Below are 17,117 nucleotides of genomic sequence, written 5' to 3'. Positions count from 1 at the left end.
CTGCGCCTGCGCTTGTGGCACTGTCTCATCGCCGGCAGGCTCGACATTGTCCGAGTTCAATCCGCTGGGCACGTACTGGACCCCATGTTGAGCGAGGTACTCGCGGATGAGCTGGCGCACCACCTGCGATGCCGTCAGATCCTGTTGCGCGCAAAGGCGCTCGAAAGCGGCCTTCTTGTTTGGATCGATGAGCAGCGTCAGCCGAGCAGTCTTGATCTCCATGGAGCCTCAACGTGCTAGTACGATGGTCAGATGCATCACATCATGCATGAATGTCTGCTGCCAGGCGGTGCTCGGCACTGCCACCGAGCACTGCCGGTGAATCGGCAGCGGCGGTCGCCATTTGCTTGTTACAACCTAGCATACGGGATGAAGATTTCATATGCCAGGAACCATAATTCAATGCGCCATACGTGTAATCACTATGTTAATGTGATTAACATAAGCCACGCAGGCATCAAAGCGCGTGAGGCATTTGCGCGAACGGGCTGGCGAAGCAACCATGGAGCAGCTTGTGGAGCAGGTGGAGGATTGGGATGCTTGACAGGGGGCGTGGACATGCGGTGCTGCGTCCTTGCGCCACCAATGCCTCTTCCCGAACCCGGCTAGCTGGCGCCGGCATCGCCCATGGTGACGGATCGCAGGCTCGTCCTGAGTCCAATACGGCGCAATAGTGTCTGAATGGCGGCCGTGGCGACGTCATCCGTCTCTTGTATGTCCTCAAGCACCGCTTGAAGTACCGCCTGAATCCGCAAGGCCAGCGCTTCGGCAAGCCTTGCCGCGGTGGCGCGTAACGGACAAGAGCCACCGCGCGCGTAGAGCGTGACATCTCTAAGCAGGGCATCACCCCGGTAGATGGCCACCAGCACCTTCGGCTGGAAACTGCCGTCGACGAGCGCCTTTGCGCGCGGAGTGACGCGATAACTAACCGCCGGCTTGTGCATGGATCTCTCCCGATTGTTGCAAGGGCCTGACGGCGGCCGCGGCATTCCGTGACGGCAGGAAGCGTTGCCTTCCGGTCGGCACCTCGCAGGGAGGGCAGGCATCTCGGTGCCCTTGCGCGGACCTTTGCCGGATGCGACCTCGAAGTGGAACTGCGGATTGATGCTGGTAGTCCGCGACGCGGACATTGGTCACTCGCGGTCCTTCCTGGCCGGAAGCGTGGTACCGACTTGGGGCCGCGTGGCGTAAGCCACGCCATGCTGCTCAAGATAGTCGCGGATCAACTGGCGCACCACCTGTGACGGCGTCTGATCCTGCGCCGCGCACAGCGATTCAAAGGCCTTCTTCTTCACGGGGTCGATCAACACGGTGAAACGGGCGGTCTTGGATTCCATGCGCTCTCGAATAGTGTTGTATGATAATAGCGTTATCATTATATACAACTTGACGATGTTCCGGCATGCCAGCCGGTCTTGTCCGGCCTATGGCGGCAAGCCAGAGGACGTGATGTTTGCAAGTTGCTTAGGGGCCGCTTCTTATCCGAGGGCGATGTGGTAAACGCGACAATTGAAATGACGAACCGCATGGGCTTGCAAGGCAGGGGCTCAGCGCGGTTAACCTTTACCGCCGCTCAGTTCGAATCCGAGATCCTGCTTGTCAGTAATGACTGCACAGCGAATGCCAAGAATGTGATGGAGGTGATGCGGCTCTCGGCACGGGCGGGGACCGAGGTGCATATTCGGGCCACCGGACCGGATGAAGTTGCTGCCGTGAAAGTCATTGCCGCCCTGCTGACTGAGTGACGAATTGAATACCACGCCCGATCGAGCCCCCCAGATGGACCCCACGCGCACGTCCTTTGAAGCCTACTTGAAGTTTCTGTCCGAAGCGCCCAACGACGGCACGCCGACGGTGTTGGAAACCTCGCTTGCGCTTTCACTGCATTTCGACGCGCTGGCAACGCAAAGCGTCATGTCGCGGCGTGATCCCGACAAGCTTGTTCTTGGCTACACACGGACGATGATGGCGTTTTTACTGTTGCAGCCGGCGCCCGCCAGGATTTCGATGATCGGCCTCGGCGGGGGATCATTGCTCAAGTACTGCTATCGGCATCTGCCGGATGCCAAGGTTGTCGCCATCGAAATCGATCCGGCGGTGATTGCCCTGCGCGATACGTTTCACATTCCGCCCGACGACGAACGGCTCGAGGTGGTTTGCGCGGATGGCGCCGAATATGTCAAGAGTCAGGGCGCGCGGCCGGAGGTCATCCTGGTGGATGGCTTTCTCGCCCATGGCATGCCAACACAATTGGGCAGCGCGGACTTCTACGCGGCGTGCCACGCTAGGCTCGCCGACGATGGAGTATTGGTCGCCAACTTCATCGACAGCGATGCCGATATTCCGTTCTATATGGAAGAAATTCGTTCGGTGTTCGGCGACTCCTTTTCCATTTCTCCCTCTGAGGACAGTTGCAACTACGCGCTGTTCGCCTGGAAGGGCGCGCAGGCACTTCCCTCGCTGGACGAATTGCTGATGCGTGCGCGCGCTCTGGAAACCACGCATCCGCTGAATCTGCGCTCGGCCGCGCGTCGCTTGAAACAGGGCAAACGGCTGGCGGCGGATCACAACTTCTGGCAAAAGCTCGCGGGCTGACGCGTTCGCCGGCCGATGCCGAATAGACGCGGTCTGAACTGAAGGTAACGCTCACCGATGTGACCATGCCGATTCCATACTTGCGCAGATTGACCGGGAGGGAACGCAGTCCGGAGGCCGACCGGCAACTGGCACGCTATCTTGCGTTTGTGGCAGGCGCCACCAACGCAGGCGGATTCCTGGCGGTGCAGCAATACACCTCCCATATGTCGGGCATAGTGTCCGCCATGGCCGACAATCTGGCGCTCGGCAGCATCGGGCTCATCCTGGACGGCCTGGGTGCCTTGTTATCGTTTCTGGCGGGTGCGGCCTGCTCTGCGATTTTGATCAACTGGGGGCGGCGCGAGCGCCTGCACAGCGAATTCGCGCTGCCGTTGATGCTTGAATCCGTGTTGCTGGTGTGTTTCGGTCTGCTGGGCAGCAATCTCGAGCGTCACGAATGGCTGTTCGTGCCGGCGACGGTCATGGTGCTTTGCTTCATCATGGGGTTGCAGAATGCCATGATCACAAAGCTCTCGAAGGCCGAGATCCGCACCACGCACATAACGGGTATGGTCACCGACATCGGCATTGAACTGGGTAAGCTGTTCTACTGGAACCTGGCCAGGGCCAATTCCGCCAAGCCAACGGTGCTGGCCGACCGGAGAAAGCTGCGGGTGCTCGTTACGCTGGTCGCGCTGTTCTTTGCCGGCGGTGTAGTCGGGGCGGTAGGGTTCAGGCATGTTGGGTTCAGTGTCACCCTGCCATTGGCCACATTGCTGCTCGCACTTGGTGCCGTACCTGTCATGGATGACGTGCGAAGCCACATGTTGCGCTCGGACTTCCTTCCGCGGCTGGCCGCCCGCGCGCGCGCATGGGCACGGGAGGTGAAGCGCGACGTCCACGCGGTGTGRCTCGCTGCGCGCGATCCCCGCACGCCCTGGTATGCGAAAGCGCTGGCCATGCTGGTCGCCGCCTATGCGTTGTCTCCGATCGACCTGATTCCGGACTTCATCCCGATTCTTGGCTATCTGGACGATGTGGTGCTGGTGCCCCTCGGCGTGTTGCTGGTGGTCCGGATGATCCCGCTTGAAGTGATGGAAGAGCATCGGGCCGCCGCCGCGCTCGCTGCGGAGCGTCCCGGCAGCCGCATTGCGGTCGCCGTGATTGTTGCGCTCTGGCTTTCCGCGGCTGCGGTGGCAGTGGCCTGGCTGGCGCGGCTGCGCATTTGATGCGTGCGCCGCCGGCCACCAGGTCAATCGCAGGCAGGTGGGCAGGCCAATGAAGCGGGACGCTCAAATGGGGGACGCTCAAATGACTCGAGTGACTGAAATGACCAGTCAAAAAATCAGATTTTTTCGATCACGGATTCCCTCATTCGAATGCACACCTGGCTGCCATGACTGTTGTGGGCCAGTGATGGCGTCGACGGAGGAGATGTCGAGGCTTCCCGTAAAAAGCGATGCCGAGCACGAAGCTGCGCTTGAAAACCTAAGTTGCCCCCATCTTGGCAGCAAGGGTTGCCAGGTTTATGCCGAGCGCCCGTTGATCTGCCGTCTGTTTGGCACGACGCCCCGGCTGGCCTGCCCGAATGGAAACCGGCCGGAGTTGATGGTCGATCCTGATATAGATCGCCGGATTCAACGCTTCTTCGTTGAAACACGTCATGTATTAGTCTGAGGGAGGTCTTGACGAGCGACGTTCCTTGCTCGATCCCTTTCGCGGTTTCCAGAAACATCGAGGAGCACGCGCGATTTCGACATATTAGCTTGGGTGTAAACGGCATTGGCGAGCGATGCCGTACCCCACTCTCGTGGGACGTCATGCCGGCAGCCGTCAAAGCGACCCGAGTTCGTGCGTGTTCACGCCGTGTCAATTCGTCAATGGCCGCACGGCGGGGACGAACGCGGCTCGCGCTTCATCGGCGCTTCCGATCCGCCCGGTGACATCGCGAGGCGACAGGCCGATCAAACAGTAAGGTTGGCAGGCTGCTGAAATACTGTTTTTCGAAAATCGACGTGAGGCAGGCGGCCCGAAGAACGCGCAAAGTCGAATCGTACATTATTCATAATTATCGAAATATCTAATTGCAAATAAGCTCATGGGGTGCATCGGAGCCAATATACAGATTGTCGAGCGGAGTGCAACCGGAGTTTGGCTGATTTGCCGCATCCCTACTTGTTATGTAAGGGCAAATCATGACTTTAATCCCGGTGAGTACCTCCCATAATCCGCCGCAGGCAACTGCGCTATATCTCGTTTTCCCATCCTGGACCCAGAAGCCCGCTTGAGCGGCGCTATTGTTCTCAAGAATCTTGTAGTTAACCTTGCACACGACAGATTGTTGAGGCACGTTCAAACCCTGACTCGGTTGGGTCACGTAACTAACACTGCCTGGGGGATTCCTTGGCCTAGCCCAAATGATAATGGTCTGGGTTGTGGCCGAGACATTTGGTGCCATCCCGCCACAAGAATCTATATATTTGTTTCCGGCATAATCTACTATTCTTCCTGCTGTGCTAACACTATTTTCTCCGGAAAAAGATGGGCGATTCACGCATCCTGTCGAGGTAAATGATATCGCAGCGCAGAAGAAAAGTAGAGGATAATATCTTTTCATGATGTGAATATCCTATAACAGGATTATGGTCGACAGTGAAAAGAAGGGAGCCAAAAAGGATGGTTTCAGGAAAATTTCCAGAGATTTTTCATATTTTTCCGTAAATTGATCATAGGCGAAGACGTCATCAAGGACCAGATCGACATCCGCTACATCTTCAACCTACGGAGCGTTCATGGGTGGGAAGCATGTAAATCAAAAGGCCGTAGACGCCCGCCGCCGACTCGATAAGTTCGCCTTTAACCTCTGGCCAGGCGCTACGCTTATTTATCCTCGCGCGGTCCGCCGTGCTGCGTTAGGTATACATGTGCAAAGGGGCTTGACGAGCCGGAGTGATCGGAAGGACCGTTCCCGTACGCGCTGTGTAGGACCAAGGTCCAATTGAATCATAGTGTCGGTGTGACACTATGTACTTGCAGTCTAGGAATAGGAGTAGTGCAAACCTGTGATGCGGACGCGCTAACTTGGGGGCAGCGGAACTGCCATTCGAGCCAGGGTTTCGTCGGCATGCTGCGCGGCATGGAAACCCCTTGCACCGGATGACTCTCGTACCGACGTCCGTGCTTTGTGCGATTTGATATGGAGTCGCTAACATGAAATATCCCTTAATCGCGTTGGCCATTGCGGTCTCCGGGTGCGCCACCCCACCGCCACCACCGTCAGACGTTCGTCCCGTCGGCCAAAGTCAGCTTGCCCCCAAAGCGGCCGCTCAATGCATCGGGTCTAAATGGGCGAACAGCTCTGGCCAGGTGGTCTACATGCAGTACATGCTCGCTAACGACCAGGCATTCGATGTCTACGTTCCAGGCCAGCAACCACCAAGCGGCTCGGCCGCCATCGTACGCCAAGGCGCGAGTGGGTCCGGTTCATCGGTGGGTTTCCGCGGCACCGACAGCAATGCGGCTAGCGCCATCAGCCAGTGCCCGTAGGCCTGGGAGCCGCTGTTACTCCCGCGCAAACGCAGCAACGCTTATCGGGGGGGTATGAATCGTCGCATGGTAATTCTGGCGCTGGCTTGCTTATCGGTCATGCCGGCTATCGCGCTTGGCGCTAGCAAGGAGGAAAAGCAGGGGAAAGTACGCAAAGCGGCACAGGATTCTTTGGCTGCCCTCTACAGGGTGCAACCGTCGGCGCGCAAGGCTGTGGAGTCTGAGGCAGGCTATGCGGCGTTCAGCAACTTCGGCATGAAGATCCTCCTCGCTGGCGGAGGGTCGGGCGAGGGCGTCGCGGTCAATAACAAGACCAAGGCCATGACCTATATGAAGATGGCGGAGGTCCAGGCCGGCCTCGGCATGGGCGTGAAGAAATTCCAGCTGGTCTGGGTATTCGAGAACGAGACCGCGCTGAACGATTTCATCACGTCCGGGTGGACGTTCGGTGGGCAAGCAACCGCCGCGGCGAAAGCCGGCGACAAGGGCAGCGCGTACCAGGGGGCGATAGCCGTGGGGCCTGGCGTCTGGCTCTACCAGCTTACCGATAAAGGCTTGGCGATCGAACTCACCGCTAAAGGGACCAAGTACTACAAGGACGACGATTTGAACTGAGCCTGGCCGCTCCGGCTTAAGGAGCGGGATGGAGAATTGCCCGGAATTTAGGCGCGCTACGACATCGGAGCGGATATTGCCAACGCGCAGTGGCTTTTCTTCCATGTTTGCGGGGCAGAGCCTATTGTCTACTGACTCCCTTGGAGAGCCCGCATCGCGGGATGCCAGAGTCGATGGGGCATTCAGAATTCGTAATTGATGGATAGATCGAGGACAAAGTTGGTTGCCCGCTGCGTGATCGGGCTGTGCGCCGCGCTGCTAGCCAGTTGCCCTATTGCGGTGTCGGCGGTCAGCAACCAGTGCTTGCGGAAGTACCAGACCGTAGTGATGGCGGCACCGTACGACACAAGTCCCGGGCCGGGATTGTATTGGGGGTAGCCAGAACGCGCCGCCTGGAGTTGGCTGACACCGAACCACGCATTCATATAGCGGGCGTCAGCAAAAGTTATCGTGGGACCAGCGAACCAGTAGAACCTCTCCGAACTGCCCGGCAGCGGCAAATAGACACCCAGATCGCCTATCCATCCGTCGGTACCACCCATGCTGCGCCGGAGATCGGCGCGGACCACCAGCGGAAATTCTTTCGATACGGCATATTCCAGAAACAGTTTGGCTTCCGGGGCAACGTTGATATTGCCCATGCCGTTCAGATGCCCGGGATCGTCGGCTGCCCGTCGCCCCAGGTTATAGGTAATGGCGGCGCCGCCACGCCAGTGCGTCGCGCGCAGCAAATTGATGCCAATGCCTTCGCCAGTAGAGGCAAAGAACAGGTCGCCGTAACGGATATCGATGCTTGGGCCGACCAGCCAATGATATTGCTGGGCGCCGTCATACCTCGGCCGCAGGCTGGTGCCGAGACCCAGCCGGACTTCCCATTCGGGAATACTCCGCTCGAACAGCTTTATCAGTGGCACACCGGCCGAGTATTGCCATTCGGCGGCAGGTGATGGTGTTTGTGCCCGGGCCGGGGCGATGAAACCGGCGAAGGTGGCCAGCAGCGCGGCGAGAAGATGGTGCGCCAGCCTGCTTCCATGGCCGCTCGCCCGACCTATCCGCTTCGTGTGACGGTTCGACACACCACCTCCGTTTCACATGTTGGGGCGACCTGATTTCTGTAGAGACCCTGGCTGCCATCTTACAAGTAGGGTAGTGCGCGAAAGCCATGCATGCGCGCTGTTTTCACCATGCGCGCGCCAAATCCGACGAATTCGTGCACATTTTTACGTTGGAGCACTGCGCGGGATATGGCTTGCGGAGAGTCGTAGTCGGTGCGCCATCGCGAAGTTCTGCTTCGACGCAAAGGCGTGGGCGGATGTCGCGGAGATCGGCCCGGCGAGCGGCCGCCAAGGTCTACTCCCTGCCAAAACCGCTTCGCCCCTTCGACCGGCATTTACGGGGATATGCTGCTCCAGGCGCTATTCGGGCATCCGTGTGCCGGAAAGGCTGGATTCCCTCGACAAATCAACGGGTCGTCAGGGATGTGGCGGATGTTCTGCGAATCCCCGCCGACCCGCCTCCTCAACAGAGGGGTAGCACGTGCATTGCCAATTTTTTGGTATTATTTTTGGAAAAGATAATTTAGTTAGCTAAAGGAGTGCGTGAGGTATGGCAACGAACACCAAGGTCAAGGCGCTGACGATTACCAATCCCGCATGCCTGGTCGATGGCTCGGATAGCGAGTTCCGGCACCTGGTCAACGGCCTGCTGCCGTTCGCCGCCCGCCTGCTGTCCGTGCGCGATGGTTTCGGCAGCCTGATCGGCCTGACCGGCGTCCAGTATTCGCTGATCCGTTCAATCGCGCATCTCTCCGCGCAAGGCGAAGTGACGGTGAACCAGTTGGCCGAGCATCTGCATTTGAGCGGTCCGTTCGTTACCATCGAAACCGGGAAACTCAAGAAGCTCGGCCTGATCGACAAGAAGGCCCACCCCGAGGACAAGCGCAAGATGCTGCTTACGGTGGCAGCGGCGGGCACCCGCTTGCTGAGCGAGCTGACGCCGGTGCAGCAACGTATCAATGACGTCCTCTTCGAAGGCGTCAACCGCACCGAGTTCAAGGTCCTGTGCTCGGTGGTGGATCGCCTTGTGGCGAATGGCGATCGCGCCTCGCTCGACCTGGCGCACCTTCTTGCGCGGCAGCAAAAAGCGTGATGTTCGCTCACGCGGCTGTCCACGCAGTGGCTTCAGTGCGCCGCCCACTGGATCGTGCTGATGTCAATGCCTTCCTGATGCATATCCCATAGCGGGCTGAGCTCGCGCAGCTTGCTTACCGTGTCCCGTACCTGCCGTATCACCTGATCCACTTCCGCCTCCGTGGAGTACCTCCCAAGCGTAAAGCGAATCGAGCTGTGCGCCAGTTCATCGCTGCGCCCCAGCGCGCGGAGGACAAAAGAGGGCTCCAGCGATGCCGATGTGCACGCGGATCCGGATGAAACGGCAACGCCCTTGATCCCCATGATCAGTGACTCACCCTCGACAAAATTGAAGCTGACGTTGAGGTTGTGCGGGATCCGGTGCGACGTGCTGCCGTTGACGTAGACCTCGTCGAGTTGTTCGAGCCCGGCCAGCAGCTTGTCCCGCAATGCGCCAACGCGGCGCGATTCCTCGGCTAGTTCGAGCCTGGCGAGACGGAATGCCTCGCCCATGCCCACGATCTGGTGCGTCGCCAGCGTGCCGGAACGCATGCCCCGTTCGTGCCCGCCGCCGTGCATTCGCGCCTCGATGCGAACCCGCGGCTTGCGCCGGACGTAGAGCGCGCCAATGCCTTTTGGACCGTACACCTTATGCGCGGTCACGGTCAGCAGGTCGATTTTCAGCGCCTGGAGATCGATCGGGATCTTTCCGGCCGCCTGCACCGCGTCGCAATGGAACAGGATGCCGTGTTCCCGGCACAGGTTCCCGATGGCCGCAACCGGATGGATCACGCCAATCTCGTTGTTGACCATCATGACCGACACCAGGATGGTGTCCGGGCGAAGCGCGGCGCGCAGCTTGCCAAGGTCAAGCAGGCCATCTTCCTCGACGTCGAGATACGTGACATCAAAGCCCTGCCGCTCCAGTTCCCGGCAGGTGTCAAGCACGGCCTTGTGCTCGGTCTTGACCGTGACGATGTGTTTTCCCTTGCCGCCGTAGAAGTGGGCCGCGCCTTTCAGCGCCAGGTTGTTCCCCTCTGTCGCGCCCGAGGTCCAGACGATCTCGCGAGGATCCGCGTTCAGCAGTGCGGCTACGTGCGCGCGCGCGGTCTCCACGGCTTGCTCGGCTTCCCAGCCATAGCTGTGGCTGCGCGAGGCCGGGTTGCCAAAGTGCTGGTACAGGTACGGCACCATCTTGTCGACGACCCTGGGGTCGACCGGCGTCGTGGCGCTGTAGTCCATGTAGATCGGGCGTGCGGTGGCTGCGTCCTGCATTCCTTGGTTCTCCTGATGCGGTTGATGCGCCTTTGGTCCGCGTGATGCGCGGGCCGGCGGCGAGAGCTTGCCGGGAGTCTACCGCCGGCCGGGGAAAAAACACGTTGGCACCATGCCGCCGGTAGGGTTGCTCGTCGGCTTGTCCGCAACGCCGAATCAACCGGATCCGGTTGAAAGCCGCGCGGACAATTGCCCGGAAAGTCATGCCGGCAAAGGGTTTCAGCGTTCGTGACGGATTTCATGCGTGCCAACGATGAGTACTGCATCAAGGGTTTTTACCAATTTGCATACCGATGAATAGTAGCGTTTATTAATAGCTAAGTTATAAAGCTAAATGGCGCCGCGGGACCGGACTGCGCCAACCCGGTTAAGGGGTGCCCATGAACCACGATGACGAGACGCAGGTTCTCCTCGGCTCCCCCGCAGGCAGCGATGCGGCGGGGCGCGAGCTCCCGCTTGGTGCGCATCTGGTCACGGCGCGCCGCGGCTACTTCCATCATGGCATCTATGTTGGCGGCAACCGGGTGGTGCACTACGCCGGATTTTGCGCGGCATGGCATCGCGGCCCGGTGGAGGAGACCACGCTAGACCGCTTCTCCGGCGGCCGCGAAGTCAGCATGCGGGCGCACGTGCACGCCAAATACAGTGGCGAGGAGGCCATGCGCCGTGCCCGCTCTCGGCTTGGCGAGGAAAACTACCGTCTGCTCACCAACAACTGCGAGCATTTCTGTTCGTGGTGCGTGTCCGGCGAAAGCCGCAGCGAGCAGGTGGAAGCCTGCCTGCACCATCCCTGGACATCGATTCCCCTGATCGCAAGCCTGCTCCGGGCCATTTTTGCGGCGCTGGGTCCGTCGTTGCGCGAAGCCTGACCCCACAACCAAGGGTTTTCACCAGCTTGAATGGCGGCATGGATTGGCATTCAATACTACCTAAGTTATAAAGCTAATAAACGAAGCAAAAAACGACAAGTGAAGCAGCGGATCGGAATGCGATCCGCGCCACGGTTTCCATACAGGAGGGATGATGGCCGAAACCCATGCACAGCGCGACGCCGATGCCGACGAGCAGCGTCGCTTTCGCAGCACGCTCGCGATGTTCGCCACGGGCGTGGCGGTGATCACCGCGCCCCGCGCCCAAGGCGCACCGGTGGGCATCACGGTGGCGTCGTTCAACTCAGTCTCGCTCGATCCCCCGCTGATCCTGTTCTCGGTGGACCGGCGTTGCCTGAGCCTGGACGATCTTTGCGCGACGCCACGCTATGCCGTCAACGTGCTCGAGGCGAGCCAGCAAGACCTTTCAAACCGCTTTGCCAGGGCGAACTCCGGCAAGTGGGACGGCATCGGTATTGCCCCGGAGGGGAGCGGCCAGGCGGTGCTCCTGCCCGACGCGCTCGCCACCTTCGAATGCGAGCCGTATGCGCGCCATGACGGCGGCGACCACGTGATCTTTATTGGACGCGTCGTTCGCCACCGGGCCCGGCCGGATGGCAGGCCACTGGTTTTTTTCGGAGGCAGGTATCGCGTTCTCGACGAGACGCCCGCCGCCGCTTGATTCAACGACAGATACGTATTTAGGAGAGAAGACATGGTCAAGACAGGTAGCCGGCATATCGACATGCTGCGCGACGGCCGCGAGGTCTATCTGGATGGCAAGCGGGTCGCGGATGTAACGACCGACCCCGCATTCCGGAACTCGATCCGCAGCTACGCGAACCTCTACGACTTCCAGGCCAGCCCGGAGAACATCGAGAAGATGACCTTCGAGTCGCCGGACACCGGCGAGCGCGTAAGCCGGATCTGGCAACTGCCCGAGAGCTACGACGATCTGGTCGAGCGCCGGATGGCCTTAGAGGCCTGGACGGAACTGCACTACGGCTTCATGGGCCGCTCGCCCGACCATGTCGCATCCTGCATTTCCGGCATGTACATGGGGATCGACGTCTTCGAGCAATACGACCGGGCCCGGGCCGGCGCCCTGCGCGAGTACTACAAGTACGCCCGGGACAACGATCTCTTCCTCACCTACGTCATCGTCAATCCTCAGGCAAACCAGTCCAAGGCGGCGCACGAGCAGGAAGACAAGTACCTGGCGGTGGGCATCGTCGACCAGGATGCCGAAGGCATCACGGTGCGCGGCGCAAAGATGCTGGCAACCAGCGGCATCATGGCCAACGAGGTATTTTGCAGCTGCATCCAGCCCTTGCGCGAGGGCGATGAGATGTATGCGCTTTCGTTCGCCGTGCCCATGAACATCAAGGGCTTGAAAGTCATGTCGCGCAAATCGTACGAGGGCAACGCGACTTCGGTTTTCGACAACCCGCTGTCGAGCCGCTACGACGAGAACGACGCGGTCCTTTACTTCGACGACGTCAAGGTGCCATGGGAGCGCGTCTTTATCGCGGGCGATGTCGGCATGTGCGCAAAGCAGTTTCATGCCACGCCGGCGCATAGCTACCAGAACTACCAGTGCCAGGTCCGGCTGATGGTGAAGCTGCGCTTCCTGGTGGGCATCGCGCAGCGCATTACCGAGGTCAACGGCACCAATGCCTTCCCGCAGGTGCGGGAGATGCTGGGCCAGCTCGCCGCCGAGGCGGCCATGGTGGAGGCCTGGGTCTATGGCATGGAATCCAAGGGTCATATGGAGAAGGGCTACTTCGTGCCCGACCGTAACCTGCTGTACGGATCGCAGGTCATCACCCAGCAGCTCTACGCCAAGGTCCTCAACGCCCTGCGCGAACTGGCGGGTGGCGGAATGATCATGCTGCCGTCGAGCATCCGCGACTTCGAGAACCCGGCACTGGCCTCGATTATCGACAAGACGCAGAAGTCGCCGGCCTGCAGTCCGGAAGAGCGCGTCAAGTTCTTCAAGCTTGCCTGGGACGCCGTCGGGTCCGAGTTTGCATCGCGCCATAACCAATACGAGATGTTCTATGCAGGCGCGGGCTTCGTCACCAAGGGGCACGCCTATCGATCCTACGACTGGAAGAAGGCCACCGACCTGGTCGACAACATCTTGGGCAGCTATTCGCTGGGCGCGGAGCTGGGCCAGGTGGCGCGCGCTGCCTGAGCAGGCAGCCGCTTTTTGAGATTCGCTGACACCCACGGAGATAACCATGGCGATCAACAAGCTTCACGATGAGTTTCACACCATTGATATGGAGAGCGGCTGGGAGGTGCCTCCCGGCTATCCTTCGGGCATCCAGCAAAAGATACTCTCCGGCTCCCTTGACGAAGGCGGCGGCCGCGGCAGCCGCACGCGCCTGCTGCGATTCCAGCCCGGCGTCTTCACCACCGCGCCGTTCGTCCATCGCTACTGGGAGGAAGTGTATCTGCTCAGCGGCGACCTGACCGTCGGTAACGACGAGCGCGGCGAGGGCGGGCGGGCTTTCGATCCGAACACCTATGCATGCCGTCCGCCGGGTGCTTATCACGGTCCCTTCAAGTCGAACGCGGGTTGCATGCTGCTGGAAATCCATTACTTCGACCCGGCCTGATCATGGTGGCGACCATAGATTCCGTGATGGGCCAGCTCTCGGCGGGCACCGCCGATGCGGCGTCGCTGCTGGCGGATTGCGTGGAGCGCGCCTGCAATCCCGGCGGGGAGGGGGCTCGCGTGTATCCGCACGGCGTGAGCATGGCCGCGTCGAAGCAAGCCACGGCCAGCGACATATTGCGCAGACAAGGCGTTGTCGGGCGGCTCTCTGGCTTGCCGATTTCGGTCAAGGATCTGTTCGATGTGCAGGGCGACGTCACGCGGGCCGGCGCCCGCGTGCTGCCCGAGCAGGCTGCCACGGTTGACGCGGTCGCGATTGCACGGTTGCGCGCGGCCGGCGCGGTCTTCGTCGGCCGCACCAATATGACCGAGTTCGCGTACTCCGGGGTTGGCACCAATCCGCACTACGGCACGCCCCGCAATCCGTTCGAGCGCGCGGTTGGCCGCATTCCCGGCGGTTCCTCGTCCGGGGCGGCGGTGTCGGTGACGGACGGCATGGCCGTGGCCGCGATCGGCTCGGATACGGGCGGCTCGTGCCGGGTTCCTGCGGCGCTCTGCGGCATCGCGGGGTTCAAGCCCACCGCGCGCCGGGTGCCGCTGCAGGGCACGGTGCCGCTGTCGCCCAGCTATGACTCGATCGGTTGCCTGGCGCAGACGGTTGCCTGCTGCGCCGCGCTCGACGGGGTCATGGCGGGGGAACCGGAGGTGCCGTTGACAGCAAGGCCGGTACGTGGCCTTCGGCTGGCCGTGGCACGGAACGTGGTGCTCGACGGGCTTTCCGGCGAAGTCGCCAGTGCCTATGAGCGGGCTCTTGGCCGGCTGGCTGCCGCCGGCGCCTTGCTGCGTGAGGTTGCCTTCAATAGCTGGAACCAGTTGCCGGAACTGAACATCAACGGGGGCCTGGTGGCGGCGGAGGCGAGCGCGTGGCATGCCGGGCGGGTCGCCGCCCAGGCGGATCGGTACGACCCGCGAGTCCTGTCGCGCATCCGGATGGGCGAGCAGCAGAGCGCGGCGGATTACCTGCGGATGCGCGCCCGGCGCGAAGCGCTATGCCGGGAGGCACAAGGGGAGTTGCAATGGTTCGACGCAGTGGTGCTGCCGACCGTGCCGATCGCGGCACCGCGGATTGCCGACCTGGCCGATGACGCCGCGTTCTTTAGTGCCAACCGGCTATTGCTGCGCAATCCCGCCATCGCCAATGTGCTCGACCTGTGCGCACTGACCATGCCGTGCCATGAAACGGGCGAGGCACCGGTCGGGCTGATGCTGTTCGGCCAGCCGATGGCGGACCGGCGACTACTCGCCATCGGCATGGGCATGGAGTGCATCCTGCGTAGCCACGAGGAGTAGACGCCTTATCCGCCGGCAAGGCTTTGTGTCGGCTTCTGACAACGAGGAGGAGAGATCATGTTTCATTTTCGGTTCAAGCCGATGTTCCTGGCCGGCACGATGCTGGGCGCTTCGGCGCTCGCCGCGGCCCAGCCGGGCAAGATCAGCGACGGCGTGGTGAAGATCGGTGTTTTGACGGATATGTCGTCGATATTTTCCGATATTGGTGGAAAAGGGTCACTGGTGGCCGCCCAGATGGCGGTGGACGATTTCGGCGGGAAGGTGCTGGGATCGGACATCAAGGTGGTCAGCGCCGACCATCAGAACAAGACCGATGTGGCCGGGACCATCGCGCGCGACTGGTTCGACAACCAGAAGGTGGACGTCATCCAGGACGTATTGCCGTCCTCGGTGGCGCTCGCGGTGTCCAATCTCGGCAGGGAGAAGCACAAGCTGGTGATTGCCAGCGGCGCCGGCACGACCAGGCTGACCAACGAGGATTGCTCGCCCTACACCATCCAGTATTCCTATGACACCTATGCCTTTGCAGCCAACACCGTCAAAGCCCTGTCAAAGGGCGGCGACAACAGCTGGTACTTCCTGACGGTCGACTACGCGTTGGGAGCGTCCCTTGAGAAAGACGCGGTCGATGCATTGACCTCGGTAGGGGGGAAGGTGATCGGGAAGGCAAAGCATCCCATCAATTCCCCGGACCTTTCGTCCTATCTGCTGCAAGCCCAGGCATCGGGCGCCAAGGTGATCGGCCTGGCCAACGCCGGCAGCGATACCGTCAACGCATTGAAGACCGCCCGGGACTTCGGCATTGGCGGCGCGGGAAAGCAGAAGCTGGCGGGACTGCACATGTTTATCAGCGACATCCACAGTCTCGGCCTGCAAGCGGCACAAGGGATGATGCTGACCACTTCCTTCTATTGGGACCGAGACGATGCCACGCGTGCCTGGTCGCAGCGGTTCTTCGACAAGACCAGGAAGATGCCCACGCTCGTGCAAGCCGGTGTGTACTCGTCGACGATGCACTACCTGAAGGCCGTCCAGGCCGCGGGCACCGACGAGACCGACGCGGTGGTGTCGAAGATGAAGTCCAGCCCCGTCAACGACTTCTTTGCGGCCAATGGAAAGATCCGCGCCGACGGGCTGATGGTGCATGACATGTATCTCGCCGAGGTCAAGACGCCGCAGGAGTCCAGGAAACCATGGGACTACTACAAGATCAAGCAGGTCATTCCAGCCAGCGAAGCATTCCGGCCGATTTCGGCAAGCAAATGCGCGCTGATCAGGAAGTGACGGTTAGCAACTAGCAACTACGGAGACATGAACATGCTGACATTCGATATTGAGACACGCACTGGCAGGTGGCAGCGCGTTGTGGACATCAGGCAGCTTGTCATCGCGGGCTGGACGGGGAGAGATGCCGACGCGATGGAGAAGCACATCCGCGAGCTGGAGGCGTTGGGCGTAAGGCGGCCATCGGCCACCCCGGTGTTCTACCGGGTTGCGGCGGACCGGCTGCAATCGCAGCCCGCGATCCAGGTCAGCGGAGGCGCCAGCAGCGGCGAAGTGGAGTTCCTGCTGATCAAGCACCAGGGTGAAATTTTCGTCGGCATCGCCTCGGACCACACGGACCGGGAGGTGGAGACCTACGGCATCACGGTGTCCAAGCAGATGTGCGACAAGCCATGCGCGCAGGTGCTCTGGCGTCTGGCGGACATCGGCAAGCACTGGGACCAGCTTGTCCTGCGTGCCTACGCGACCATCGGCGGCGAGCGGGTCCTGTACCAGCAGGGGCCGGTCACGGCGATGCGTTCGCCCCAGGACTTGCTCGACAGGTTTGCGGAGCAGGGCGGCAGTTTCGACGATGGYACCGCCATGCTGTGCGGCACGCTGGCCGCGATCGGTGGCATCCGGCCGGCGGATCGCTTCGAGATCGAACTGGAGGATCCGGTGCTGGCTCGCTCGCTGCACCATGCCTACGCCGTCGAGGCGCTGCCCGTCCACGGATAAGGCCGCCGGCCAGATCCGCATTCCCGATGCATGCCAGAGGCGAACAAACGATGCCCCACGAAGATTCCATATTAGAAACGCGCGGCCTGACCAAGTCGTTCCGCGGCTTCACCGCTGTGAGCGACGTCAACC

18 protein-coding genes and 2 pseudogenes are annotated in these 17,117 nt (G+C 60.9%); 15 read left to right on the top strand and 5 right to left on the bottom strand.

What is annotated here, in order from left to right:
* Nucleotides 1-72 precede the first annotated feature (72 nt).
* The 3 genes and pseudogenes from AC1DN0_RS06430 to AC1DN0_RS06420 form a co-directional block, all read right to left on the bottom strand.
* Nucleotides 73-222: pseudogene (locus AC1DN0_RS06430) on the bottom strand (ribbon-helix-helix protein, CopG family); the annotation flags it as partial.
* A gap of 383 nt (nt 223-605) precedes the next feature.
* A complete protein-coding gene (locus AC1DN0_RS06425) occupies nt 606-944 on the bottom strand; it encodes a hypothetical protein (protein WP_441629003.1) in 339 nt (112 codons plus the stop codon).
* 189 nt (nt 945-1,133) lie between these two features.
* The gene (locus AC1DN0_RS06420) at nt 1,134-1,337 is read right to left on the bottom strand and encodes a CopG family transcriptional regulator (protein ID WP_035864406.1); all 204 of its coding nucleotides are present in this window, start codon (nt 1,335-1,337) and stop codon (nt 1,134-1,136) included.
* Nucleotides 1,338-1,493: 156 nt separating this feature from the next.
* Between AC1DN0_RS06420 and AC1DN0_RS06415 the strand changes: the two genes are divergently transcribed.
* The 6 genes from AC1DN0_RS06415 to AC1DN0_RS06390 all read left to right on the top strand — a co-directional run bounded on the left by AC1DN0_RS06415 (nt 1,494) and on the right by AC1DN0_RS06390 (nt 6,738).
* Nucleotides 1,494-1,745: an HPr family phosphocarrier protein gene (locus tag AC1DN0_RS06415; RefSeq protein ID WP_441629001.1), complete on the top strand. Its 252-nt coding sequence runs from the start codon at nt 1,494-1,496 to the stop codon at nt 1,743-1,745.
* A 34-nt stretch (nt 1,746-1,779) separates the two neighbouring features.
* Entirely contained in the window at nt 1,780-2,595 is an 816-nt protein-coding gene (locus AC1DN0_RS06410) for a fused MFS/spermidine synthase (RefSeq protein ID WP_477103020.1), read from the top strand.
* A gap of 65 nt (nt 2,596-2,660) precedes the next feature.
* Entirely contained in the window at nt 2,661-3,806 is a 1,146-nt protein-coding gene (locus AC1DN0_RS06405; RefSeq protein ID WP_477145603.1) for a DUF1275 domain-containing transporter, read from the top strand.
* Nucleotides 3,807-3,906: 100 nt separating this feature from the next.
* Nucleotides 3,907-4,254, top strand: coding sequence for a YkgJ family cysteine cluster protein (locus tag AC1DN0_RS06400; protein WP_477112005.1), 348 nt, complete (start codon nt 3,907-3,909; stop codon nt 4,252-4,254).
* Nucleotides 4,255-5,787: 1,533 nt separating this feature from the next.
* Nucleotides 5,788-6,123, top strand: a complete 336-nt coding sequence (locus AC1DN0_RS06395; protein WP_441628993.1) for a hypothetical protein — start codon at nt 5,788-5,790, stop codon at nt 6,121-6,123.
* A 66-nt stretch (nt 6,124-6,189) separates the two neighbouring features.
* Nucleotides 6,190-6,738, top strand: a complete 549-nt coding sequence (locus AC1DN0_RS06390; protein WP_441628991.1) for a lipid-binding SYLF domain-containing protein — start codon at nt 6,190-6,192, stop codon at nt 6,736-6,738.
* A gap of 182 nt (nt 6,739-6,920) precedes the next feature.
* On the opposite strand, the gene AC1DN0_RS06385 is transcribed toward AC1DN0_RS06390, so the two are convergent.
* A complete protein-coding gene (locus tag AC1DN0_RS06385; protein WP_477103017.1) occupies nt 6,921-7,814 on the bottom strand; it encodes a MipA/OmpV family protein in 894 nt (297 codons plus the stop codon).
* Nucleotides 7,815-8,343: 529 nt separating this feature from the next.
* Here AC1DN0_RS06385 and AC1DN0_RS06380 point away from each other — a divergent pair.
* Entirely contained in the window at nt 8,344-8,886 is a 543-nt protein-coding gene (locus AC1DN0_RS06380) for a MarR family winged helix-turn-helix transcriptional regulator (RefSeq protein ID WP_035864451.1), read from the top strand.
* Nucleotides 8,887-8,918: 32 nt separating this feature from the next.
* Here the strand turns inward: AC1DN0_RS06380 and AC1DN0_RS06375 are convergent, their stop codons facing one another.
* Complete coding sequence (locus tag AC1DN0_RS06375) at nt 8,919-10,142, bottom strand: IscS subfamily cysteine desulfurase (RefSeq protein WP_441628987.1); 1,224 nt, start codon at nt 10,140-10,142, stop codon at nt 8,919-8,921.
* A gap of 380 nt (nt 10,143-10,522) precedes the next feature.
* On the opposite strand from AC1DN0_RS06375, the gene AC1DN0_RS06370 reads away from it, so the two are divergent.
* The 8 genes and pseudogenes from AC1DN0_RS06370 to AC1DN0_RS06335 form a co-directional block, all read left to right on the top strand.
* On the top strand, nt 10,523-11,011 hold the full coding sequence (locus tag AC1DN0_RS06370; protein ID WP_441628985.1) for a lecithin retinol acyltransferase family protein: 489 nt from the start codon (nt 10,523-10,525) through the stop codon (nt 11,009-11,011).
* Nucleotides 11,012-11,165: 154 nt separating this feature from the next.
* The gene (locus tag AC1DN0_RS06365) at nt 11,166-11,693 is read left to right on the top strand and encodes a flavin reductase family protein (RefSeq protein ID WP_045241263.1); all 528 of its coding nucleotides are present in this window, start codon (nt 11,166-11,168) and stop codon (nt 11,691-11,693) included.
* 33 nt (nt 11,694-11,726) lie between these two features.
* Entirely contained in the window at nt 11,727-13,208 is a 1,482-nt protein-coding gene (locus AC1DN0_RS06360; RefSeq protein ID WP_441628983.1) for a 4-hydroxyphenylacetate 3-hydroxylase family protein, read from the top strand.
* Nucleotides 13,209-13,254: 46 nt separating this feature from the next.
* Entirely contained in the window at nt 13,255-13,635 is a 381-nt protein-coding gene (locus AC1DN0_RS06355; RefSeq protein WP_441628981.1) for a cupin domain-containing protein, read from the top strand.
* A gap of 2 nt (nt 13,636-13,637) precedes the next feature.
* Nucleotides 13,638-14,984: an amidase gene (locus tag AC1DN0_RS06350; RefSeq protein WP_441628979.1), complete on the top strand. Its 1,347-nt coding sequence runs from the start codon at nt 13,638-13,640 to the stop codon at nt 14,982-14,984.
* Nucleotides 14,985-15,065: 81 nt separating this feature from the next.
* The gene (locus AC1DN0_RS06345) at nt 15,066-16,268 is read left to right on the top strand and encodes an ABC transporter substrate-binding protein (protein ID WP_441629096.1); all 1,203 of its coding nucleotides are present in this window, start codon (nt 15,066-15,068) and stop codon (nt 16,266-16,268) included.
* A gap of 27 nt (nt 16,269-16,295) precedes the next feature.
* On the top strand, nt 16,296-16,985 hold the full coding sequence (locus AC1DN0_RS06340; RefSeq protein ID WP_441628977.1) for a DUF2848 domain-containing protein: 690 nt from the start codon (nt 16,296-16,298) through the stop codon (nt 16,983-16,985).
* Between the two features lie 50 nt (nt 16,986-17,035).
* Nucleotides 17,036-17,117, top strand: a pseudogene (locus AC1DN0_RS06335) (ABC transporter ATP-binding protein); the annotation flags it as partial.

It is taken from the genome of Cupriavidus sp. 05N39 (genome assembly GCF_056397325.1).
The sequence above is the reverse complement of the archived record's forward strand: the minus strand, read 5'-3'. Positions and strand labels throughout refer to the sequence as shown.

Bases quoted from the DNA above. Each gene is read 5' to 3' on its own strand.
- AC1DN0_RS06390 (WP_441628991.1), top strand. From the start codon at position 6,190: ATGGTAATTCTGGCGCTGGCTTGCTTATCGGTCATGCCGGCTATCGCG.
- AC1DN0_RS06345 (WP_441629096.1), top strand. From the start codon at position 15,066: ATGTTCCTGGCCGGCACGATGCTGGGCGCTTCGGCGCTCGCCGCGGCC.
- AC1DN0_RS06420 (WP_035864406.1), bottom strand. From the start codon at position 1,337: ATGGAATCCAAGACCGCCCGTTTCACCGTGTTGATCGACCCCGTGAAG.
- AC1DN0_RS06410 (WP_477103020.1), top strand. From the start codon at position 1,780: ATGGACCCCACGCGCACGTCCTTTGAAGCCTACTTGAAGTTTCTGTCC.
- AC1DN0_RS06395 (WP_441628993.1), top strand. From the start codon at position 5,788: ATGAAATATCCCTTAATCGCGTTGGCCATTGCGGTCTCCGGGTGCGCC.
- AC1DN0_RS06360 (WP_441628983.1), top strand. From the start codon at position 11,727: ATGGTCAAGACAGGTAGCCGGCATATCGACATGCTGCGCGACGGCCGC.
- AC1DN0_RS06370 (WP_441628985.1), top strand. From the start codon at position 10,523: ATGAACCACGATGACGAGACGCAGGTTCTCCTCGGCTCCCCCGCAGGC.
- AC1DN0_RS06380 (WP_035864451.1), top strand. From the start codon at position 8,344: ATGGCAACGAACACCAAGGTCAAGGCGCTGACGATTACCAATCCCGCA.
- AC1DN0_RS06365 (WP_045241263.1), top strand. From the start codon at position 11,166: ATGGCCGAAACCCATGCACAGCGCGACGCCGATGCCGACGAGCAGCGT.
- AC1DN0_RS06350 (WP_441628979.1), top strand. From the start codon at position 13,638: ATGGTGGCGACCATAGATTCCGTGATGGGCCAGCTCTCGGCGGGCACC.
- AC1DN0_RS06375 (WP_441628987.1), bottom strand. From the start codon at position 10,142: ATGCAGGACGCAGCCACCGCACGCCCGATCTACATGGACTACAGCGCC.
- AC1DN0_RS06355 (WP_441628981.1), top strand. From the start codon at position 13,255: ATGGCGATCAACAAGCTTCACGATGAGTTTCACACCATTGATATGGAG.
- AC1DN0_RS06425 (WP_441629003.1), bottom strand. From the start codon at position 944: ATGCACAAGCCGGCGGTTAGTTATCGCGTCACTCCGCGCGCAAAGGCG.
- AC1DN0_RS06400 (WP_477112005.1), top strand. From the start codon at position 3,907: ATGACCAGTCAAAAAATCAGATTTTTTCGATCACGGATTCCCTCATTC.